Annotated in this window: 19 protein-coding genes; 9 read left to right on the forward strand and 10 right to left on the reverse strand. The window is 63.1% G+C overall.

Annotated features, from left to right (window positions below; all coding sequences use genetic code 11):
- Nucleotides 1–2: 2 nt before the first annotated feature.
- Together SSPSH_RS04610 and gorA are read right to left on the reverse strand one after the other, a co-directional pair.
- Entirely contained in the window at nt 3–845 is an 843-nt protein-coding gene (locus tag SSPSH_RS04610; RefSeq protein WP_006913803.1) for an alpha/beta hydrolase, read from the reverse strand.
- Nucleotides 846–877: 32 nt separating this feature from the next.
- Nucleotides 878–2224 carry a glutathione-disulfide reductase gene (gene gorA, locus SSPSH_RS04615; RefSeq protein ID WP_006913802.1) on the reverse strand — a complete coding sequence of 449 codons (1347 nt, stop codon included), beginning with the start codon at nt 2222–2224 and terminating at the stop codon, nt 878–880.
- Between the two features lie 148 nt (nt 2225–2372).
- On the opposite strand from gorA, the gene SSPSH_RS04620 reads away from it, so the two are divergent.
- Nucleotides 2373–4445 (forward strand): M3 family metallopeptidase, encoded by a 2073-nt coding sequence (locus SSPSH_RS04620; protein ID WP_021031422.1) that lies wholly within the window; start codon nt 2373–2375, stop codon nt 4443–4445.
- A 12-nt stretch (nt 4446–4457) separates the two neighbouring features.
- Here the strand turns inward: SSPSH_RS04620 and SSPSH_RS04625 are convergent, their stop codons facing one another.
- Nucleotides 4458–4928: a DUF1499 domain-containing protein gene (locus tag SSPSH_RS04625; RefSeq protein WP_152522735.1), complete on the reverse strand. Its 471-nt coding sequence runs from the start codon at nt 4926–4928 to the stop codon at nt 4458–4460.
- An 80-nt stretch (nt 4929–5008) separates the two neighbouring features.
- Between SSPSH_RS04625 and xth the strand changes: the two genes are divergently transcribed.
- The gene (xth, locus tag SSPSH_RS04630; RefSeq protein ID WP_006913799.1) at nt 5009–5782 is read left to right on the forward strand and encodes an exodeoxyribonuclease III; all 774 of its coding nucleotides are present in this window, start codon (nt 5009–5011) and stop codon (nt 5780–5782) included.
- 1 nt (nt 5783) lies between these two features.
- Here the strand turns inward: xth and SSPSH_RS04635 are convergent, their stop codons facing one another.
- Together SSPSH_RS04635 and SSPSH_RS04640 are read right to left on the reverse strand one after the other, a co-directional pair.
- Complete coding sequence (locus SSPSH_RS04635; protein WP_006913798.1) at nt 5784–6653, reverse strand: bile acid:sodium symporter family protein; 870 nt, start codon at nt 6651–6653, stop codon at nt 5784–5786.
- A gap of 168 nt (nt 6654–6821) precedes the next feature.
- Complete coding sequence (locus SSPSH_RS04640; protein ID WP_021031423.1) at nt 6822–7775, reverse strand: Gfo/Idh/MocA family protein; 954 nt, start codon at nt 7773–7775, stop codon at nt 6822–6824.
- A 309-nt stretch (nt 7776–8084) separates the two neighbouring features.
- On the opposite strand from SSPSH_RS04640, the gene SSPSH_RS04645 reads away from it, so the two are divergent.
- From SSPSH_RS04645 to SSPSH_RS04660, 4 genes are all read left to right on the forward strand, one after another.
- Complete coding sequence (locus SSPSH_RS04645; protein ID WP_006913796.1) at nt 8085–8525, forward strand: DUF411 domain-containing protein; 441 nt, start codon at nt 8085–8087, stop codon at nt 8523–8525.
- Between the two features lie 176 nt (nt 8526–8701).
- The gene (locus SSPSH_RS04650) at nt 8702–9121 is read left to right on the forward strand and encodes a MerR family transcriptional regulator (protein WP_006913795.1); all 420 of its coding nucleotides are present in this window, start codon (nt 8702–8704) and stop codon (nt 9119–9121) included.
- On the forward strand, nt 9114–11534 hold the full coding sequence (locus tag SSPSH_RS04655; protein WP_006913794.1) for a heavy metal translocating P-type ATPase: 2421 nt from the start codon (nt 9114–9116) through the stop codon (nt 11532–11534). Before SSPSH_RS04650 ends, SSPSH_RS04655 begins: the two co-directional genes overlap by 8 nt.
- Before the next feature lie 165 nt (nt 11535–11699).
- Complete coding sequence (locus SSPSH_RS04660) at nt 11700–12089, forward strand: DUF2267 domain-containing protein (RefSeq protein ID WP_006913793.1); 390 nt, start codon at nt 11700–11702, stop codon at nt 12087–12089.
- 58 nt (nt 12090–12147) lie between these two features.
- Here SSPSH_RS04660 and SSPSH_RS04665 read toward each other — a convergent pair whose 3' ends face one another.
- On the reverse strand, nt 12148–13389 hold the full coding sequence (locus SSPSH_RS04665) for an MFS transporter (protein WP_006913792.1): 1242 nt from the start codon (nt 13387–13389) through the stop codon (nt 12148–12150).
- A 292-nt stretch (nt 13390–13681) separates the two neighbouring features.
- On the opposite strand from SSPSH_RS04665, the gene SSPSH_RS04670 reads away from it, so the two are divergent.
- The 3 genes from SSPSH_RS04670 to SSPSH_RS04680 all read left to right on the forward strand — a co-directional run bounded on the left by SSPSH_RS04670 (nt 13682) and on the right by SSPSH_RS04680 (nt 17266).
- On the forward strand, nt 13682–15082 hold the full coding sequence (locus SSPSH_RS04670) for a bifunctional diguanylate cyclase/phosphodiesterase (RefSeq protein ID WP_006913791.1): 1401 nt from the start codon (nt 13682–13684) through the stop codon (nt 15080–15082).
- 124 nt (nt 15083–15206) lie between these two features.
- Nucleotides 15207–16823 carry a putative bifunctional diguanylate cyclase/phosphodiesterase gene (locus tag SSPSH_RS04675; RefSeq protein WP_006913790.1) on the forward strand — a complete coding sequence of 539 codons (1617 nt, stop codon included), beginning with the start codon at nt 15207–15209 and terminating at the stop codon, nt 16821–16823.
- Between the two features lie 14 nt (nt 16824–16837).
- A complete protein-coding gene (locus tag SSPSH_RS04680) occupies nt 16838–17266 on the forward strand; it encodes a BLUF domain-containing protein (protein WP_006913789.1) in 429 nt (142 codons plus the stop codon).
- A 44-nt stretch (nt 17267–17310) separates the two neighbouring features.
- Here the strand turns inward: SSPSH_RS04680 and SSPSH_RS04685 are convergent, their stop codons facing one another.
- Genes SSPSH_RS04685 through SSPSH_RS04700 form a run of 4 tightly spaced genes read right to left on the reverse strand, consistent with a single transcriptional unit; the run spans nt 17311 to nt 21186 of the window.
- Nucleotides 17311–18345 carry an oligopeptide/dipeptide ABC transporter ATP-binding protein gene (locus tag SSPSH_RS04685; protein WP_006913788.1) on the reverse strand — a complete coding sequence of 345 codons (1035 nt, stop codon included), beginning with the start codon at nt 18343–18345 and terminating at the stop codon, nt 17311–17313.
- 5 nt (nt 18346–18350) lie between these two features.
- A complete protein-coding gene (locus SSPSH_RS04690; protein WP_006913787.1) occupies nt 18351–19319 on the reverse strand; it encodes an ABC transporter ATP-binding protein in 969 nt (322 codons plus the stop codon).
- On the reverse strand, nt 19316–20167 hold the full coding sequence (locus SSPSH_RS04695; protein WP_006913786.1) for an ABC transporter permease: 852 nt from the start codon (nt 20165–20167) through the stop codon (nt 19316–19318). The genes SSPSH_RS04690 and SSPSH_RS04695 overlap by 4 nt, the downstream gene beginning before the upstream one ends.
- Nucleotides 20167–21186, reverse strand: coding sequence for an ABC transporter permease (locus SSPSH_RS04700; RefSeq protein ID WP_006913785.1), 1020 nt, complete (start codon nt 21184–21186; stop codon nt 20167–20169). Before SSPSH_RS04700 ends, SSPSH_RS04695 begins: the two co-directional genes overlap by 1 nt.
- Nucleotides 21187–21188: the final 2 nt, after the last annotated feature.

Genomic DNA, 21188 nt, shown 5'->3' on the forward strand with positions numbered 1-21188 from the left:
GCTTAACGTGGGCTGTCCGAGACGACTTTTTTCACGAACGCTGCAAAGTCATCAAGCTCGCTGCCGGTCGAACGCAACGGCGCCGCAAGCGGCGCGACCAGCCCAATATGACTGGTTTTGGGATAGATTTCCAATTCGACCGTTCCGCCCACATCATTCATGCGCGCGGCCATGTTTCGGCTGTTTTTCGGATACACCGTCGTGTCTGCCGCACCGTGCATGAGCAGCATCGGCGGCTCGTCGCCGTCGACGAACTCGATCGGCTGACTTTCAGGCCAGCTGCTGCGCGGCGCGAAAATCTCCTGCAGCACCGGGTCGCGTATCGGCAGGAAATCATACGGCCCGGCCATGCCGACAAAGCCGGCCAGGTCCGTGATCGATGAGCCAGCCGCGTTTAGATAACGCCCGTCCGTGGCGAGCATGGCCGCGATATGCGCGCCTGCCGAATGCCCTGACACGAACAGATGCGTTGGGTCGCCGCCATAGTCGACCGCATGATTTTGCGCCCAGGCAACGGCCCTGGCCCCATCTTCCACAAATCCGGGAAACGTGGTTTCCGGATAGAGACGGTAATCGGGCAATACGGCAATGAAGCCACGCGAAGCCAGGGCCTGCCCCACAAAACGATAGCCGTTCTTGTCGCCGCTCTGCCAGCTGCCGCCATAGAAGAACACGACGACCGGCGCGCCAGCGGCGTGTTCGTTGGGCACATAGACATCGAGCGTCTGGCGCTCGAGATCGCCATAGGCAATATCCGCATGCCGCTCGTAGCCCCAGCGCGGGGTCAGCGCATTGGCCCAGAACTGACCCGAACAGGCGGTGGCCAATAGCGAGATCGCACCCATCAGCAACGCACCAGCGGTCCGCGTACCACGCCTCACGTCATGGTGACGAATTCTTCCGCACTAGTCGGATGAATCGCCACGGTATCGTCGAAATCGGTCTTGGTCGCGCCCATTTTCACGGCGACCGCAAAGCCCTGCAGCATCTCGTCGGCGCCATCGCCAATCACATGCGCGCCGACGATTTTTTCGTCATCGCCCACGCATACGAGCTTCATATCGCTGGGGATCTTGTGTTCGAGCACGCCGTGATACAGCGCGACATAGTGGCTGGTGTAGATCTTCACCGCATCGTCGCCGTACTGCGCGCGGGCATCCGCTTCGGAAAGGCCGACACTGCCGATGGGCGGGTGCGTGAACACCACGGTCGGGATGTTGTGGTAATCGAGCTTGCGATCCGGCTGGCCGCCAAACAAACGGTCCGACAGCCGTCGGCCCGCGGCGATGGCGACCGGGGTGAGCTCGATCGCGCCGGTGACGTCGCCCAGCGCATGCACGCCGTCGATGGACGTGTCCTGCCATTCGTCCACGACGGTCGTGCCGTCGGACGCCAGCGCCACGCCTGAAGCCTCTATATCGAGATTATCGGTATTCGGCAGCCGTCCGATCGCCCAGATGAGCTTATCGACGGTCACCGAACCGCCGTCTTCGAAGTCGACCCGGATCTGCTCGCCGGCTTCGCTGAGCTCGGCGGCACTGCGATGCATCTGTACATCGATACCGGCGTCTTTCATGCGTTCGATGAGCGTATTGCCCAGCATCGAATCGAACTCCTTGATGACATGGTCCTTTCGCAGCAGCAGCTTGACCTCGCTGCCGAGCGCATTGAGCACGCCCGCAAGTTCCACCGCGATATAACCGCTGCCCACGATCGCCACGCTGTCCGGGCGTTCGCGCCAGGTAAAGAAGCCGTCCGAGTCGGTGCCCAGGGCCGCGCCGGGGATATCCGGCCAGTGCGGCTTGCCGCCGGTGGCAATCACCACATGTTCGGCTTCGAGCTCGCGCTCGCCGACGGCAATCCGGCGCTCGCCGACAAAACGCGCATCGCCGGCAATGAACTCGACCTCGTCCTTGTCGAGATTGCGCGCGTAAATGCCGTTGAGACGCTGGATATAGGTTTCGCGGTTATCGACGAGTTTGGCCCAGTCGTGCTCGGGCACGCCGGTGGCGAAGCCATAGTGCGTCGCATCGCGCGCGTGCTGGGCGAATTCCGCCGCATGCCACATAACCTTCTTCGGCACACAGCCCACGTTTACGCAGGTGCCGCCGAGCCGGCCGCGCTCGATCAACGCCACTTTCTTGCCATAACTGGCCGCCCGGCGCGCGGTCGCCATGCCGCCGCTGCCACCGCCGATTACGACCAGATCGAAATGTTCACTCATAATCGTTCGCTCACCATATGATGGTGCCCATTGTATTCACCGCAACGCGGTACGTCGTCGCACGCTCTTGATCGCGCGACGGCGGACCGCACATTCGCTGCTACTGACGGCGCCGCAGCGCCCGCTTCGTTTTCCATACGAGATGATCATGACCGATACGCAAATCAACCCGCTGGTGGCCATGCTCGACGGCGGCCAGCTACCGGATTTCGACTCCATCAAGCCCGAACATGCCGAGCCCGCCGTTGAACAGATGATTGCCGACGCCCGGCGCGCGGTGGATCGCGCCATCGCCGAAAGCGTCGACCCGAGCTGGAACAATCTCGTCGCGCCGCTGGACGCAGCCGAGGATCGCATCGGCCGTGCCTTCTCGCCGGTATCGCATCTGCATTCGGTGATGGATTCACCGGCATGGCGCGAGGCCTATCAGGCCTGCCTGCCCAAGCTCACCGCCTTCTCTTCCGAACTGGGCCAGAACACGGCCCTGTTCGAAGCAGTGCAGCGCCTGCGCGAGTCCGACGAGTTCGACACCCTCGACGCCGCCCAGCAGCGCGTCGTCACCGACATGCTGCGCGATTTCCGTCTTTCCGGTGTGGCACTAGACGACGAGAAAAAGAAGCGCTATGCCGAGATCGCCCAGCGTCTGAGCGAACTATCGACCACCTTCCAGCAGAACGTGCTCGATGCCACCCAGGCCTGGCGCAAGCACCTCACCGACGAAGCACGGCTGAGCGGCCTGCCCGACTCGGCGCGCTCGCTGCTGGCCCAGAACGCGGCCAACAAGGAGCTCGACGGCTGGCTGGTCACCCTCGATGCGCCAAGCTTCATCGCCATCATGACCCATGCCGACGATCGCGCGCTGCGCGCCGAAGTCTACGAGGCATTCTCCAGCCGTGCGTCGGAAGTCGGCCCCAATGCCGACGAATTCGATAACAGCGCGATCATGGACGAGATTCTGGCATTGCGGCACGAGGCCGCAGGCCTGCTCGGCTTCGACAACTATGCCGAGAAATCGCTGGCCACCAAGATGGCCGAAACGCCGGACGAGATCGAAGCCTTCCTGCTCGATCTGGCCGCACGCAGCCGCGGCCCGGCGGAAGCCGAGCTGGCCGAGCTCAAGGCGCTCGCCGCCGATGACGGCATCGAGGACTTTGCTGCCTGGGACGTCGGCTACTACGGCGAAAAACTCAAGGAACAGCGCTACGATTATTCCGCCGAGGACCTGCGCCCCTATTTCCAGGCGCCGAAGGTGATCGACGGCCTGTTCAAGGTCGTGGAAAAGCTCTACGGCATTCGGATCGCCGCGCTTGAGGGCGTGTCCACCTGGCATGAGGACGTCACCGTCTATGAAATTCGCGATGAGGCCGACGAGCGCCGTGGCGTGTTCTATCTCGACCCCTATGCCCGCGAAGGCAAGCGCGGCGGTGCCTGGATGGACGGCTTCCAGAGCCGGCGGGCCGGCGACGAGGGCCTGCAGCTGCCGGTCGCGTTTCTGACCTGCAACTTCTCGCCGCCCATCGGTGGCGAACCGGCGCTGCTCACCCACGACGAGGTCACCACGCTGTTCCACGAATTCGGTCACGGCCTGCACCACATGCTCACGCGTGTGGACTACGGCCCGATTTCCGGTATCGCCGGCGTGGAATGGGACGCGGTCGAGCTCCCCAGCCAGTTCATGGAAAACTGGTGCTGGGAGCGCGAATCTCTGGATCTGTTCGCTGCCCACTACGAGACCGGCGAGGCCCTGCCGCAGGACCTGTTCGACAAGCTCTATGCCTCGCGCAACCACATGGCCGGCTGGCAGATGCTGCGTCAGGTGGAAATCTCCTTGTTCGATCTGCGCCTGCATCGGGACTACGACGCCAACACCGCCAGCCAGGTGATGGATACCCTGTCCAAAGTGCGTGCCGAAGTGGCCGTGCTCACGCCGCCGGCGGTCAACCGCTTTCCGCACAGTTTCCAGCACGTATTCGCAGGCGGCTATGCAGCCGGCTACTACAGCTACAAATGGGCCGAAGTGCTTTCGGCGGACGCCTTTGCCGCCTTCGAAGAAACCGACCTGTTCGATGCCGACACCGGCCAGCGGTTTCTCACCGAAGTGCTCGAGCGCGGCGGCACCCGCGATGCGATGGACAACTTCGTGGCTTTTCGCGGCCGCGAACCGTCGATCGATGCGCTGCTGCGCCACAGCGGGCTCGACGGCAACGAGCGTGCCGCCTAGCGCGGCTCCGGATCAGGCCTTGGCCGACAGCTGCGCGTTAAAACGAGCGCGCAGCTGTTCCACCCGTTTTCGATTGACGCTGAAATCGTAGTAGCCCAGACGCGAGGACGATTTCACATCGATGATTTCGGCCTCCGGTCGCACGATAAACGTCACGTCATCGACAAAACCCAGCGTGCTGCGAAAGGTGGCATGGATGAAACGCTCTTCAGCGCGCTCTACGGTCGCGCCCTCGCTGGCGGCAAGGATATCCAACAGGGTCTGGCGGGCAGCCGCGGCCGTCGCCTGCTTGTAGGCAAACGGCGCGACGTATTTCGATCCGCCCTTGTCGGCCTGGGAAGACACGCAATGGGGCGCGCTCGAACAAGGCGTGAATTCGTCCGCCGAACGGGTGAACTGCTTGGGCGGCGGACTCGCACAGCCGATCACGCCCGAGGTCATTACAATAGCGGCCGCAAACGGCTTGGATAGAAGTCGACGCACGGTGTGATCCGCGAGGGCAAAAGCGAGCCCAGGTATATCGCGCCCACCGCGTCGTACGCAACGCAAAGGAACTCTGTCTCATGCAGATCGCCACCTGGAACGTCAATTCGCTCAACGTGCGCCTGGAGCATGTCCTCGCCTGGCTGGAAAAGCACCCGGTCGATGCGCTCGCGCTGCAGGAAACCAAGCTCACCGACGACAAGTTCCCGCGCGACGCCATCCGTGAGGCCGGCTACGAAACCGTATTCACCGGCCAGAAAACCTACAACGGCGTCGCCCTGCTCACGAAAACGCCGGCCGAAGACATCGCTTATGCGCTGCCCGGCTTCGAGGACGACCATAAGCGCGTGATCGCCGCGACCGTCAACGGCGTACGCGTGATCGGCGTGTATTGCCCCAACGGCCAGGCGCTGGATTCGCCCAAGTTTGAATACAAACTGGCCTGGTTCGAAGCGCTGGCCAGCTGGCTGAATACCGAACTGCAGAACCACGACAAGCTGGTGCTCACCGGCGATTTCAATATCGCCCCGCGCCCGGAAGACACCTACGACCCGGAAAGATGGGAAGGTCGCATTCTGTGCTCGCCGCCCGAGCGCGCGGCCTTGCAGACCCTGCTCGACGCCGGGCTTGCGGACTGCTGGCGGCTGTTCGACGAGCGTGAAGGCCGCCACCGTTTCACCTGGTGGGACTATCGCAACGGCGGCTGGGCCCGAAACGCCGGCCTGCGTATCGACCACGTGCTCGCCACGCCGGCGCTGGTGGACGTCTGTCGCGAGTGCAAGGCCCATGTCGGCGAGCGCGGGCGCAAGCGCCCGTCGGATCACGTACCGGTGGTTGCTGAGTTCGACGTCTAGACTAGTCAGGTGCGCGCTGAGTGATACGGCCGACACCGATAAGCCCCAGCCCGAACAAAAACATCAGCACGCCGTACACGGCCGACGGCACCGACATCTCGCTGGAATCCAGCAACGTGAGGGTGACGAGCAGGCCAAGCGTGGCGTTCTTGATGCCGAGTTCGATCGCGACGGTGAGCGCATCCCGCGACGGCAGACCGGTAAGCCGACCGCCGAGAAACCCCAGGGCGATCCCGGCGATATTGAGCGCGGCCGCGGCCGCGCCGGCCGTTTGCAGCAGGGTCCAGAACTCGTCGCGTACCTGCATCACGATCGCCGCGATGAGTGCGGCCAGCACGAGCATGCCGAACAGGCTGACCAGACTCTCCGAGCGTTTCGCAAAACCCGGAGCAATACGGCGTATGCCCATGCCCAGCGATACGGGAATCAGGATGATGACCACCAGCGTGGCGATCGTGCGCAGCACCGGCAGCGAGATGCGCTCGCTGGTATCCATATAGAGCTGCATCGCCAGATTCGTGAACAGCGGCAGCGTGAGGATAGTCACCAGACTTGCCAGTACCGTCAGCACGATCGAGAGCGCGACATTGCCACGGGCGAGAAACGTGAACAGGTTGGACGTGGTGCCACCCGGACAGGCGGCAATGATTACGAGCCCCACGGCAATGGGGCCGGGCAAACCCAGAAGCATCGCGATCGCAAAAGCCGCGACCGGCAGCAAAAGAATCTGGGCGATGGCGCCTATGATCGTCGCCCGAGGATAGATCACCACATTGCGAAAATCGCGCGGTGCGAGCGTCAGCCCCATCCCGAGCATGATGATGAACAACGAAACCGGCAAACCGATCTGAATCAGTGGGCCCTGTTCCATGCGCGCGCTCCCCGTTTTTGGCGCCGGTTGTCGTTGACGCCTGGTTATTATTATTCGAGGATCGCCGCCGGCGACCCGCTACGCAGAATATGTCCCGTATCGACTTTTCGGGCAAACAAAAACGGCGCCTCGCGGGCGCCGTCGTTGAGCAGCGAGCGTCAGCTATGGCTAGTAGCGGCTGGACTCCTGGACCGCTGCATTGATGCGCTCGAGCGTTTCCACCACCGCCAGCGCGCTTTCGCCGTCGGAGCGGGCGGGTTCGCGGTCGACGATACGATCGAGGAAATGCTGCAGTTCGAGTTTGAGCGGCTGGCCGTCGCCGCGGTGGACGACCTCACTGCCTTCGTCGTGGTTCTGCAATTCGGCATCAATCCAGCGACGGTGCAGGGTCACCGTCTGGGCGACTTCGTCATAGACGAGCATGCCGCGCGAGCCACGCAGGATCGTGCGGCGATCGGTCTCTGGCCACAGCCAGGACGTATGGATATTGCCGCGCACACCGTTGCCGAATTCCAGATGCACGTGCACTTCATCTTCCACGCCGAGGCCGAGCATGCGATGGCCGGTACCGCGCACCCGCTCGGGCGCCTCGCCCACCAGATAAAGCATGACTGCCATGTCATGAACGCCGATATCCCAGATCACGTTCTCGGCACTGCGCGCCCGACCGAGATTGAGCCGTTCGTGGCGAATCGAGAACAGCTCTCCGATCTCGCCGGACGCCACGTAATCGCGTATCCAGGCGATCGCCGGCTGATAGATCAACAGATGGCCGACCATGAGAATCGCGTTATTGTGCCGGGCGGCATCCACCAGCTGACGGGCTTCGCCCGAGCTGTGCGTAAGCGGTTTTTCGACGAACACGTCCTTGCCGGCTTCGATGGCCGCCATGGCGATCTCGAAGTGCGACGGCGTAGGTGTGGCGATGGTCACCGCATCGCAGTCGGCGGATTCCAGGGCAGCACGCCAGTCCTCGAACAGCGACACGCCCGGATACTGTTCGCCGTAGCCGTTCAGCCGTTCCGTGTTGCCTTCCGCGATCCCGGCCAACACGCCGAGTTCGTCGAGATTGCGGATAATGTTCTTGCCCCAGGCGCCGGCCCCAATCGCCACTACTCGCATACGTCGTCGTCCTGTCACCGGTTCGTAACGCGCCGTAGTGTACGCGCTTGTTTTGCTGCAAGCCCGATCCGCACGCGCCAGGGCCGATGCGCGCCCGGCCAGACTGCGCGAATCGCGAGCTCAGCGTGGGTTGCCAACACCTCTGCCCGATATTTCCCCGCGCACCGCCAGGCCTTGGCCGCATTGGTCCTGCGCGCAATAACACGCACAAACTCCGTACCCGGGTCCACGTTGTGCAGCTACCGCGTACATGCCTATATTCGGTCGACCCTCTGCCGCGTTCAGCCCTCTATCTGTCGGAGCATCACCATGACCGCCTCTCGCTTTCGCTCGCTATCGCGATTTGCTGCCACCCTGCTGCTATGGGCGCTCGCCAGCGCGGCGATCGCCGCGCCAGTGAGCGCGACACTGTATCGCGATGCAAGCTGCGGCTGCTGTCACAAATACGTCGATCATCTGCGGGTCGCTGGCTTCGACGTCACCGTCGCCGATATGGGCAATCGCGCCGAGCGGTTTGGCGCCGCGGGCGTACCGCCCGAGCTGAGTTCCTGCCACATGATGCGTATCGGCGGTTATACCGTCGTAGGGCATGTGCCACTCGAAATCGTTGCAAGACTGCTGCGAGAACAACCCGATATCGACGGCATCGCGCTGCCCGGCATGCCCATCGGCACCCCCGGTATGCCCGGCGAGAAAACACAGACGTTCGTCGTGCGTACGTTGCAAGGCGATGTCTATGCGCGGCTTTAGCCTCGTTTGATCTGACGCGCGCAGGGCCGCTGATTCGGCCGACCCATGGCCTCAAAACTGAGCCAACCCTGCGCCGTTTACCTTGTAGATAGATACGCTCGACATTCCTGGGCACCTGCGCTCGATGACGGCAGCCGTCGCCGCTTGACACCGTAGTCGAGTACGGACTTAACCTCATGCCATATCCACCGGATGTCGATATGGCTTACTCCATCGGACAACTCGCCCGCGCTGCCGATACCGGCGTGGAAACCATTCGCTACTACGAACGGCGCGGCCTGATGCCGGAACCACCGCGCGCGGCCAGCGGCTATCGACGCTATCCGGACGATGCCGCGCAGCGACTGCATTTCATTCGGCGCGCCAAACGCCTGGGCTTCACGCTCGATGAAATATCGGCCTTGCTGCAACTGCAGGCCGGCGGCCAGCGCGCGGACATCAAGGCGATTGCCGAAGCCAAGCTCGAAGAAATCGAAACCCGCCTGGACGATCTGCAGCGCATGCGCGCCACGCTTCAAGACATGACTCAGCGCTGCTCGGGCCACGGTCCGGTCGAGGGCTGCCCCATCATCGAAACGTTGAACGATAATGACTGACTGCTGCCACCAAGACGCGGATCACGACGATACGGTCAAGGACCCGGTCTGCGGCATGAGCGTCGTGCCCGGCGAAAAACCGCAGTACGACTACAACGGCCAGACCTATCATTTCTGCTGTGCGCGCTGTCGCGACCGCTTCGCCACCGACCCGGAATCGTTTCTGAACCCGGTGAAGGACGACACACCCGCGCCACCCGGCACGCGCTATATCTGCCCGATGTGCCCGGGCGTGGAAAGCGATGGCCCGGCCGAATGCCCGAAGTGCGGCATGGCACTGGAACCGGCCAAGCCGCCGAAACGCCAGACCCAGTACACCTGCCCCATGCATCCGGAAATCGTCGAAGACAAACCCGGCGACTGTCCGAAATGCGGTATGGCACTGGAGCCGACCACGGTCAGCCCCGACACCGAAGATCCGGAACTCAAGGCCATGCAGCGCCGATTCTGGATCAGCCTGCCGCTGGCCGGCGCGGTTTTCATATTGGCCATGGGCGACATGATTCCCGGGCTCGACTTGCATAGCTGGCTCGGCGCGGGCTTTGGCTGGTTGCAGTTCGCGCTCGCGACACCCGTGGTCTTCTATTGCGGCGGCTTTGCGTTCAAGCGCGCCTGGCAGTCGGTGGTCAACGCCAGCCCCAATATGTGGACGCTGATCGCGCTGGGCGTGGGCGCGGCCTACGGCTTTTCGCTATTCGCGCTATTGCTGCCCGGCCTACTGCCCGACGCCTTCATTCAGGACGGACACACGCCGCTGTATTTCGAAGCCGCTGCCGTAATCATCACGTTGATCCTGCTTGGACAGGTCATGGAAGCTCGCGCCCGCGGCGCCACCTCACGCGCGCTGTCCGCCCTGCTCGATCTGGCCCCGCCCAGCGCGCATCGCCTCGATGACGAGGGCAATGAAACCGATGTCGCGCTCGACGATCTGACCCAGGGCGATCGCCTGCGCGTACGACCGGGCGAAAAGGTGCCGGTCGACGGCGTGATCGTCGACGGCCGATCCACGCTCGATGAATCCATGATTACCGGTGAGCCGGAGCCGCAGAGCAAGCAGCCTGGCGACACGGTCACCGGCGGCACGGTCAATCAGACCGGCGGCTTCGTGATGCAGGCCGAGTCGGTGGGCGACGACACGGTGCTCTCGCGCATCGTGGACATGGTCGCTGCGGCCCAGCGCTCGCGCGCGCCTATTCAAGGCATGGCCGACAAGGTCGCGAGCGTATTCGTGCCCGCCGTGGTGCTCTGCGCCGTTGCCGCGTTCGCGGTCTGGGCGCTGGTGGGGCCGGAACCCGCGCTTTCCCATGCGCTGGTTGCGGCGATTTCGGTACTCATCATTGCCTGCCCCTGCGCGCTAGGTCTGGCCACCCCGATGTCAGTGATGGTGGGCATTGGCCGCGGCGCGCGCGAAGGCGTGCTTATCCGTGACGCCGAGGCGCTCGAGCGCATGCAGGACGTCGATGTGCTGCTCATGGACAAGACCGGCACGCTCACCGAAGGCGCACCGCGTCTGGTCGGCATCGAAACCGCGGCCGATTTCGACGAAACCGAGTTGTTGCGTCTGGCCGCCACCCTCGAACGCGCCAGCGAACATCCGCTCGCCCGCGCGATTTGTAATGCCGCAAGCGAGCAGGAATTGTCGCTCGGCGAGGCGGCGGAGTTCGAATCGGTGACCGGTCAAGGTGTGGGCGGCCGTATCGACTATCATGATGTGCAGATCGGCAATGCCGCGCTGATGAAAGACAAGTCCATCGATACCGGCGCCTTGGATACACGTGCCGAGGAACGCCGCGGCCGCGGCGAGACAGTGATGTGGGTGGCCGTCGATGGCGCCCTGGCCGGCTTTGTTGCCGTGGCCGATCCGATCAAGGCAAACACGCGCGATGCCGTGGCCATTCTTCACGAGGCCGGTTTACGATTGGTGATGCTCACCGGCGATAGCGAAGCCACCGCCCAGGCGGTCGCACGCGAGTTGGGCATCGACGAAGTGCATGCCGGCGCGCTGCCCGAAGACAAGCACGCCCTGGTCGAAAAGCTTCAGCAGCAAGGCCACCGCGTCGCCATGGCCGGCGACGGCGTCAACGACGCCCCCGCGCTCGCCCAGGCCGATGTGGGCATCGCCATGGGCACCGGCACCGATATCGCCATGGAAAGCGCGCCGATTACGCTGGTCAAAGGCGACCTGCGCGGTATTGCCAAGGCTCAACAGCTTTCGGCCCAGAGCATGCGCAATATCCGCCAAAATCTGTTCTTTGCCTTTGCCTACAACGGCGCCGGCGTACCGATCGCGGCAGGCGTGCTCTATCCGCTGCTGGGCACCATGCTCTCGCCGATGCTCGCTGCGGCGGCCATGAGTCTTTCGTCGGTTTCGGTGATCACGAACGCGTTGCGTCTGCGCCGGGCATCGCTGTAATAAGTCGAAGCCGTTCGCCGCGGGATGTTCCTTCGTGCAGGACGCTGTCTTTAGGGATTACGTGGTTGTCCTGATAGCCGCGCCCCGGTCTTGTAGGCACAGTCGCCAGTCTGTCGATACGCCGCCTAGGCGTCGACGAATCAAACAACAGCAAGGGATTGCATCATGCAGACCGAAGACTTCATTGCCCGCGTAGAGCAGGCCGAAGGCGTCAACGACCGCACCGTGGCGACGAACGTGACCTATGCGACCATCGAATCGCTATGCCTGCACTTGCCGCAGGAAGAGATTCGTCAGCTCACCTCGCAGCTGCCGGCAGAGCTTTCGCAATCCGCACTCAAGGGCGGCCAGCAGCAGACCGGTGACGCCCAGAGCACCGTCGCGCTCGATGACTTTTATAGCGAAGTCGCCACTCGCGCCAACATGGATGCGAACGATGTGCGCGAACCCGTGCGTGCCGTGATCAACACCCTGAAACAGGCCGTGACCACGGGCGAATTCGTCGACGTCACGTTCGACCTGCCGCCCGAGCTGAATACCCTTCTGGCCAGCTAACGACTGAACGCGATTACGCCCGGGCGGCGGATAGGCGCCAGCGGTTCCAAGCCGTGCGTCAATCATCGTCTAAAAGTGCCCGGGCGTGCGCTTTTTCGATGCCGGCCAGTTTCTGCATCGCTATGGTGCCGACCACTGGCCCGAGCGCAAGCACAGCGAAGGCATACGACCAGCCCAGTGCTTCATGCACGATGGGAATGAGCCAAATCGTGGGTATCGTCAGGACATAGCCGATAGCCTGCTGCAGCGTAAGTGCGGTCCCGACATACCGTTGATCACCCAGTTCCGTGATCACGGTCGAGAACTGGGCCGAATCCGCGACCACCCAGAACCCCCAGATCAGGCCCACGATCATAATCACGGGCCAGGCGCTTACCGAGATCAAACCGATAAGCAGCGCACAGCTGCCGGATACGATCATGGCCAGCGATGTGGCCCGTCCGCGTCCCCAGCGATCGCCCAGAATGCCGCCGACCCAGCAACCCACAGCGCCCACGCCGATCACGGCGAAAGTCGCCACGGCGCTCATCGCCAGGGGTGCCTGAAACGCATGCGCACTGAGCACATCGCCGAAGAACACGCCGAACCACGCCCACATGGCATACAGCTCCCACATGTGCCCGAAATAGCCGATACAGGCCAGCCGCACGGGCCGATCGGCGAACACCTGCCACGCCTTGCGCGGGTCGAACACGGCGCGCGGAAAGTCGAACGGGCCATCGCGCCCCAGATACTGGGCGATCGCGCCGCCGGCGAGCGACATGATCGAACTCGCTACGATCACGACCTGCCAGTCCACCCCGCCCAGACCGTTGATCAGATGCGGGGCAGCCGAACCGACGGTCAGTGCGCCAACCATGATGCCGAGCGCCGTGCCCCGCTTTACCTTGAACCAGGTCGCCATTACTTTCATGGCTGGCGGATAGACGCTGGCCAGACCGAATCCGGTCAGCATGCGCAGCACGACCGCCAGAGCGATCGGCGGCGTCAACAGCAACAGCGCATTCGACAATGCAGCGAGCGTTGCACCGTAGAACATCAGCCGGCGCGGCGCGACACGATCGGCGATATTGAAGATCGCACTGGCTAGCGCCCCGGCCACGAAGCCGATCTGTACCGCAATGGTCATCCATGCCGCTGCGCCCGCGGATAGCGCCCAGGTTTCGCGCAGCTGTGGCACCACGGCCGTAGCGGAAAACCAGCTTGTCATACCCAGAAGCAGCGCAACGGCAAGAATCACGAGCGCCTGCCAGCGACCCGCCGGATCCCGGATGGCGGCGTTCGGCTGCGCCGGCATCATCGTGTGCGCTTTAACATAACCGCATTGCCCAGGCACCGCGAGCGGGCTTTCTCGTATATCGCCATGGTCTGTTCTCCGGTTCGCGAATAAAGCGGTCTTGGCGCCGCCTTGTGGTGACATACCACAGTCCTCATCCTGCAATAAATGCCGAAATCCCCCACGAGGTTGCGATCGGTTTGCGGTAGGCTGCTCAATCGAGGGCATCGTGCGCGCCGATCCGACATCGAAAACCGCTTCGAAACACGGCTTAGCGCGCGTAAGGGGGAGAGTCTTGAAGCGTAAAAGAGCAGATGTGAAAGAAGACGAAACATTGACGCTCGATACGCAATCGTTGCGCTTGATACTGGCCGGGGTGTTCGCCGACGTCAGCGAGGCCGTCATCGTCACGGACGTCGACCGCCGAGTGGTGATGACCAACACGGCCGCCAATAATCTCTTTCGTTATTCCGCCGCCGAATTCGCCGGTCTTTTCACCGCCGAGTTATACGAGCGACAGCAGGATTTCGAAGAGCTCGGGGCAACCCGATACAACGCCCAGGCCGACGACGTCCACCGTACTTATCTCATGCGCTATCGTCGTCGCGACGGCAGTGTATTCGAAGGCGAGACCACGGGTGGCGTCATTCGCGACAGCGAGCAGGGCAGCCCGATGTTTCTGGGTATCGTTCGCGATGTCTCGTCGCGGATCGCCACCGACAAGGTCCTGCACGCACTCCACCAGATCACATCCGATCCCACGCGCGGTTTCGAACAACGCCAGCGCGAGATCATCGAACTGGGCGCACAGCATTTCGGCCTGCCTTATGGCGTGGTCGCTCAAATCGTCGATCAGCGCTACGAGATCATGGAGGCGCTATCACCCGACGGCAGCATGGCTGCCGGTGAGGTCTACGACGTATCCGATACGTATTGCTGGCATGTGCTGGCGCAGCGCGGCCCATTCGGGGTTCATCACGCCGCCGAAAGCCAGCTGTGTGCGCACCCGTGCTACGAGAAATTCAAACTCGAGGCCTATCTCGGCGCGCCGATTGCAGTCGACGGCCGTGTTTATGGCGTGCTCAGCTTTTCCAGCTCGCTGCCTACGACGGCCTTCGGCCAACGCGACTATGACCTGATGGGCATGTTCGCGCAGTGGCTGGGCCATGAAATCGCTCGCGAACAGGATCTCACCGCCCTTCGCGTTGCACACGAGCGGCTGCACCGGCTCGCCACCCATGACGAATTGACGGGCCTGGGCAACCGCCGGCTGCTTGTAGAGCAGTTCGACCATGAACTCGATCGTGGCCACCGCTATGCCCATAGCCTGAGCGTCGCCTTGATCGACTTCGACCATTTCAAGCAGCTCAACGATCGCTATGGTCACGCCGCCGGGGATGCCGCGCTCAAACTGTTCGCCCGTCTTGCCCGCCAGACGCTGCGCACCAGCGATACCATCGGACGTTGGGGCGGTGAGGAATTTCTCGCTCTGTTACCAGAGACGCCGCTGTCCGCAGCCGCTGGTACGCTCGAACGGCTCATCGCAGCCATGCGGGATACACCACTCGAAATCGATGGCGAGACGATTCCGTTGACCGTATCCGCCGGTGTGACGAGTACACGTGGCGACGAAGCGCCGGAGCAGGTGCTCAAGCGTGCCGACGAGGCGCTCTATCGCGCCAAGGACGACGGCCGCGACCGCGTCCACTGCCGCTAGCCCGCCTCGCCCCGCTCAAGTTGGCAGGATAACCGCCGATCAACCGTCGTACTACCGATTTGAATCGCGCGGACCGGCGTCGCCGGTCTGCCCAGTGTCGCTGTGCGGCAAACGGGTCCTGAGCATGATCGACAGCGTGCCGCAGCTTGAGGCGCTTGCTACAGGCATTGCCATCATCAATGGCGACAACGTCATCGTGCACGCGAACACCGCTTTCGCCCGTCGGCTGAACGTCGATGCGCTTCCCTATCGTTTGACCGATATCGATCTGCCCGAGGCACGCTCCCGAGATCTGCTCGAGTGGCAGCTACGCGATATCGGCGAATCAGCGCTCACGGTTGCTATCGCGCCGGGGCGTTCACTGACGTTTTATATCGGCGCCCAACGCGAGGGGCAGCGGCTGATCATCGCGGCCAGCGGCTGGCCGCACCGCGACGAATCCACGCGCGACCTCGCCGCGCAACTCGACCCGTTGACCGGCTTCGGCAACCGTCTGATGTATGCCGAACGCCTGCGCGAATTCGAAGCCATGGGCACCAAGGCGGCCGCGGTGCTCATCATCGATCTCGATCATTTCAAACAGGTCAACGATACGCTCGGCCATGGCACGGGCGACGAACTGCTGGGGCTCGTCGCTCAGCGTATTCGTGCGTCGACTCGCGGCAACGACACGCTGATCCGCCTTGGCGGCGACGAGTTCGTGGTTCTTATACCGGAAGAAAAACATTGCGAAGGGCTCGAGGCCCTGGCCGGCCGGCTGGTCAATCTGCTCGGTCGCCCGTTTCTGGTCAACGGGCATCAGATCAATATCGGCGCCAGCATCGGAGTCGCCACCCTCGTCGGTGACAGCGACCAGCTACAGGATTTGCTGCGTCACGCCGACCTCGCACTTTACGAGGCCAAACATCGCGGCCGCGCGGGCCACTACGTGTTTCAGTCACCCCTAGAACAACGTGCGTTCGACCGGCGCGAGTTCGAAGTCGATCTGCGGCGCGCCCTCGGACTGAGACAGTTCACCCTCCACTACCAGCCACAGACCTCGATCGCGGATCGACGCGTCACCGGTTTCGAAGCATTGATTCGTTGGGAACATCCCACGCGCGGACGCGTGTCGCCGCTGGATTTCATCCCGCTCGCCGAGGAGATCGGCGAAATTGCCGCCATCGGCCGCTGGGTGATCCGGTGCGCCTGCGAGGAGGCCATGGCCTGGCAAGACGAGCGTCTGAGCGTGGCGGTGAACGTCTCGCCAGCCCAGTTCGCCGACGACACAATCGTCGATGCCGTTCGCGATGCACTCGATCACAGCGGGCTCGCACCGGCGCGGCTCGAGCTGGAAATCACCGAGGGACTCTTTCTCGAGGAATCGGAATCGATCATGCGCCGGCTATGGGCCATCAAGGAGCTGGGCGTGGCCGTCGCGATCGACGATTTCGGCACCGGCTACGCATCGCTGGGTTACCTCAACAGCTTCCCGTTCTCCAAGATCAAGATCGACAAGTCGTTCATTCAGGCCGAACCGTCGCCGCGCGCGAAGGCCCTGATCAGCGGCATTCTGGCCATGGGCTCGAACCTCGGCATGGCGACCACCGCCGAGGGCATCGAAACCCTAGAGCAATACACGCAGCTCGAACACGATGGCTGCAGCCTGGCCCAGGGCTACTACATCGCCCGACCGATGCCGGCCGGTCAGATTGCCGATTTTCTCGAACGTTTCTGCCCGCCTACGGCAAGAGCCAGCTGATTTCAGGAGACCTCATGACCGCTGTGTTGTACCGCCTCGTCTATATGAGCCGCAATGATATTACCGACGAGATCGATACCCAGATCGACGGCATCCTGAAAACTTCGCGCGAAAACAACCGCCTCGCGGAAGTCACCGGCGCACTGATGTTCAATACGGGCTGCTTCGCCCAGGTGCTCGAAGGCCCGCACAACGCGATCCAGGCAACGTTCGAGCGCATCCAGTGCGACGAGCGCCATTCCGACGTGACGGTGTTGCTGTTCGAGCCATCGAACAAACGCTCCTTTTCCAGCTGGGCGATGGCCTACGTTGGCGCGCAAGAATCCGCTCTGGAACGTTTTGGAAATCTTGGCGACGAATCCGGCTTCGAGTTCACTGCACTTGACGGCGATGACATCTACAACGTGCTGCTCGATAACCTGCACGATGCCGAAGCACAGTAAAGCCAACGCGGCAGTGACACGTCGAAAAGCCTAAGTCGAGGCTCTCAGCCCTGGGCGAGCGCGCTCTCCTGAACCTCTTCGGCGAAATGACAGGCCGCCGAGTGCTCGGGTGCCATGCTCAGCAGGCGCGGTTCGGATTCCTGGCAGAGGTCGACGCCGCGCGGGCAGCGGCCATAGAAACGACACACGTTCGGGTCCGGATTGACCGGGCTGCGCGGATCGCCCGGCAGGTGAATCCGTTCGACCGGACTTTCCTCGATCGTGCGCGGGATGGCCGAGATCAGCGCGCGCGTGTACGGATGCGCGGCCTGTTCGAAGACCTGCTCGGCGGTGCCGGTTTCCACGATACGGCCCAGATACATCACGATCACGCGGTCGCAGAGCAGCCGCACCACGTTCAGATCGTGGGACACGAACAGATAGCTGATGCCCAGGCGCGTACGCAGATCGTCCAGCAGCTTGAGAATCACCGCCTGTACCGACACATCGAGCGCCGAGGTGGGCTCGTCGAGCACCAGCAGGCGTGGTTCGGGCGCAAGTGCCCGGGCAATGTTCACGCGCGCTTTCTGGCCGCCCGACAGCTGGTGCGGCAGCCGGTCCAGCAGCTCTTCCGGAAAACCCACATCGCGGGCCAGTTCGGCCACGCGCGGCCGGCATTCCGCTGTTGATCGTTTCTTGAGACGCCGCAACGGTTCGGCAATCGCATCGAAGGCGCTATGCCGCGGGTTGAGGCTGTCGTGCGGGTCCTGAAAGACGACCTGGATCGCACCGCGCTCGGGGGTGCGCGCGAACGCGCGGGTATTGATGGCAGCAATATCCTTACCTTCGAACAGGATCGTGCCCGCACTGGGCTCGATCAGCCGCGTGATCAGACTCACCAGCGTCGATTTGCCACAGCCGGACTCGCCGACCAGGCCGACGCTTTCGCCCGTGCCGATGGTGAAGCTCACATCATCGACCGCATGCAGCTTCGGCGCCGGGCGCGGCTGGTGGCGGGCCCAACCGCGCAATGCACGCATGGGCGCCGACTCGCCGTCGGAAACCGGATACAGCTTGGACAAGCCCTGGATGTCGAGCAACGGTTTTATAGCGGCCTCCGACAAGCGAAATAATGATCGGGCGCCTGCACATCGGCGTCGAAGCGCGGGCCGGGGTCGTCGCACTCGGCGACCCGGCGCGGGCAGCGCTCGGCAAACCGACAGACGGGCAGATCGGCATTGAGCGGCGGAATACGCCCGGGCACCGATTCCAGCGCATCGAGTGACGTAGTGCTGGTCGGCGTCGCCGCCATCAGGCCAGCGGTATAGGGATGTCGCGGCGCGGCAAACAAGGACGCCGTCGGCGCGGTTTCGACGACCTGACCGGCATGCATGACCGCAATTCGGTCGGCGTACTGCGAGGCCAGGGCCAGATCATGGGTAATCAACAGCGTAGCCAGCCCGGTCTCGCGGCCAAGCTCGGCGAGCAGATCCATGATCGTGGCCTGGGTGGTCACATCCAGACCCGTGATGGGCTCGTCAGCGATCAGCAGGCGCGGCTTGCAGCACAGGGCGATCGCGATCATCACGCGCTGACACAGCCCGCCCGACAACTCGAACGGGTAGGCATCGTAGCGGCGCGCCGGGTCGGGAATACGCACCTGTTCGAGCGCTTCGATTGCGCGCCGTTTCGCGTCGCCCCGGGCGACCGGGCCATGCCGGCGCAGCACGTCTTCAATCTGGTGGCCGACCTTGCGAATGGGGTTGAGCGCAGTCCGCGGGCTTTGAAAGATCATCGCCATTTCGCGCCCGCGTACTTCATCCAGATCGCGGCGGTTGGCGTTGAGCAGATCCATACCGCCGAACTGCACCTGTCCGTTCGGAATCCGCGCCGCATCGTCGAGAATGCCCATGATCGAAAACGCCGCGACCGACTTGCCGGAGCCGCTTTCGCCCACCACGGCCAGGGTTTCGCCGCGTGCGATCGACAGCGCCACATGGTCGAGCACATGCACCGTACCCGCCCGGCTACGAAACTCCACGCTCAGATCGGAGACCTCCAGCAACGCGCTCATGTGCGTCGCCTCGGGTCGATCAGATCGCGCAGCCCGTCGCCCATCATGTTGAAGCAGAACACGGCAATCATCAGCGATACGCCGGGGAAAACCGCCAGCCACCATTCGCCGGAGACGATGAACTGGGCGCCTTCGGCGACCATGATCCCCCACTCCGGTGTCGGCGGGCGCACGCCCAGACCGATGAACGACAGCCCGGCCGCGTTCAATATCGCCCAGCCCATGTTCAACGACAGCTGCACCATCATAGCCGGCAGAATATTCGGATAGAGATGGCGCGCGAGCACGCCGATATTGCCGTTGCCGGCCACCTTGGCAGCGGCTGCGAAACCCGATTCACGGCGCACGCCGATTTCGGCACGGGCCACACGCGCATAAAACGGCAGGTTGATCACCGCGGTGGCGTAGACGATGTTCTCGACACTGTTACCCAGCACCGCGACGATGCCCATCGCCAGCACGAACAAGGGAAATGCCATCACCGTATCGATGACGCGGCCGATCACGCGATCAGTCCAGCCGCCGTAGTAGCCAGCGAGGCTACCCAGCACGCTGCCGCCAAAAAACGCGAGCGCGACGGCCGAGAGGGCAATCATCAAGTCGAGCCGGGTGGCCACGATCACGCGGCTGAGCACATCGCGGCCCAGATGATCGGTGCCGAACCAGTGCTCGGCGGACGGCGCCATGAGCTTGATCGCGGTATCGCTGGCCAGCGGGTCGTAGGGGGCAATCCATGGGCCGAAAGCCGCCAGCAGCACCAGAACAAAGAACATCGCAAAAGCAACAACCGTCAGCGGGTTCTCGCCGAGCACATAGCGGGCATGGGTGAATGTCGAGGCGGCAGCCATCAGGATGCGGCCCTAATTCTGGGATCAATCACCGCGTACAGCAGGTCGATAGTCAGGTTGAGCGTAACGAACAGCAGCGCCATCGCCAGGACGAAGCCTTGGACCGCCGCGTAGTCCGATGCCACGAGCGCATCGATCGCAAACGAGCCGATACCCGGCCAGGAAAAGACTTTCTCCACCAGCACATTCGCGCCCAGCAAAAACGAAAACACCATGCCCAGCGTCGTGAGCACCGACAGCAGCGCATTACGCAGCGCATAGGTGAACAACACCGTGCGCGTGGCCAGCCCGCTGGCACGGGCGGTGCGAATATAGTCGCTCGACAACACATCCAGCATGGCGGCCCGGGTCATGCGCGCGATCGGGGCGAGCGCGAAGATGCCGAGTGTGAGCGCGGGCAGAAATATATGCGCCAGGCTGGCCCGGAAAACCTCGACATCCCCCGCGATGAGGCTATCGACCAGATAGAGCCCGGTGACCCGATCCGGGGCGATATGCATGAAATCCAGCCGCCCGAGCGGTGCCGGTGCCCAGCCGAGCAGGTAGTAGAAGACATAAACCAATAACAGGCCGGTGAAGAACACCGGCATGGATACGCCGGTGGTCACAATAATCCGACAGATATGATCGACCCAGCTGTTCGGTCGCGTTGCAGCCAGTACCCCCAACGGAATTGCGACCACGATCGCGATCAGCAGACCGAGCAGGGTCAATTCGAGCGATGCCGGCAGGCGCCGGCTCAGCTCTTCGGTGACATCGCGACCCGTGCTGAGCGACACGCCCCAGTCGCCCGCAGCCAGGCCTTCCACATAGCTTGCAAACTGCACCGGCAAGCTGCGATCCAGCCCCATCGCATGGCGCACCTGGGCAATGGATTCGGCATCCGCAGCCGGGCCCGCGTAGAACACCGCCGGATCGCCCGGCAGTGCACGCGTGAGCATAAACGTTACCAGAATCACGCCGAACAGCGTCGGCAGTGCTTCGAGCAGACGCTTGGCAATCGTGGCCAGACCGGACATGG

Source organism: Salinisphaera shabanensis E1L3A, from assembly GCF_000215955.2.
GTDB lineage: Bacteria > Pseudomonadota > Gammaproteobacteria > Nevskiales > Salinisphaeraceae > Salinisphaera > Salinisphaera shabanensis.

Excerpts from the sequence above, each read along its gene's own strand:
- SSPSH_RS04610 (WP_006913803.1), bottom strand. The coding sequence starts at position 845 with ATGGGTGCGATCTCGCTATTGGCCACCGCCTGTTCGGGTCAGTTCTGG.
- gorA (WP_006913802.1), bottom strand. The coding sequence starts at position 2,224 with ATGAGTGAACATTTCGATCTGGTCGTAATCGGCGGTGGCAGCGGCGGC.
- SSPSH_RS04620 (WP_021031422.1), top strand. The coding sequence starts at position 2,373 with ATGACCGATACGCAAATCAACCCGCTGGTGGCCATGCTCGACGGCGGC.
- xth (WP_006913799.1), top strand. The coding sequence starts at position 5,009 with ATGCAGATCGCCACCTGGAACGTCAATTCGCTCAACGTGCGCCTGGAG.
- SSPSH_RS04635 (WP_006913798.1), bottom strand. The coding sequence starts at position 6,653 with ATGGAACAGGGCCCACTGATTCAGATCGGTTTGCCGGTTTCGTTGTTC.
- SSPSH_RS04640 (WP_021031423.1), bottom strand. The coding sequence starts at position 7,775 with ATGCGAGTAGTGGCGATTGGGGCCGGCGCCTGGGGCAAGAACATTATC.
- SSPSH_RS04645 (WP_006913796.1), top strand. The coding sequence starts at position 8,085 with ATGACCGCCTCTCGCTTTCGCTCGCTATCGCGATTTGCTGCCACCCTG.
- SSPSH_RS04650 (WP_006913795.1), top strand. The coding sequence starts at position 8,702 with ATGCCATATCCACCGGATGTCGATATGGCTTACTCCATCGGACAACTC.
- SSPSH_RS04655 (WP_006913794.1), top strand. The coding sequence starts at position 9,114 with ATGACTGACTGCTGCCACCAAGACGCGGATCACGACGATACGGTCAAG.
- SSPSH_RS04660 (WP_006913793.1), top strand. The coding sequence starts at position 11,700 with ATGCAGACCGAAGACTTCATTGCCCGCGTAGAGCAGGCCGAAGGCGTC.
- SSPSH_RS04665 (WP_006913792.1), bottom strand. The coding sequence starts at position 13,389 with ATGATGCCGGCGCAGCCGAACGCCGCCATCCGGGATCCGGCGGGTCGC.
- SSPSH_RS04675 (WP_006913790.1), top strand. The coding sequence starts at position 15,207 with ATGATCGACAGCGTGCCGCAGCTTGAGGCGCTTGCTACAGGCATTGCC.
- SSPSH_RS04680 (WP_006913789.1), top strand. The coding sequence starts at position 16,838 with ATGACCGCTGTGTTGTACCGCCTCGTCTATATGAGCCGCAATGATATT.
- SSPSH_RS04690 (WP_006913787.1), bottom strand. The coding sequence starts at position 19,319 with ATGAGCGCGTTGCTGGAGGTCTCCGATCTGAGCGTGGAGTTTCGTAGC.
- SSPSH_RS04695 (WP_006913786.1), bottom strand. The coding sequence starts at position 20,167 with ATGGCTGCCGCCTCGACATTCACCCATGCCCGCTATGTGCTCGGCGAG.
- SSPSH_RS04700 (WP_006913785.1), bottom strand. The coding sequence starts at position 21,186 with ATGTCCGGTCTGGCCACGATTGCCAAGCGTCTGCTCGAAGCACTGCCG.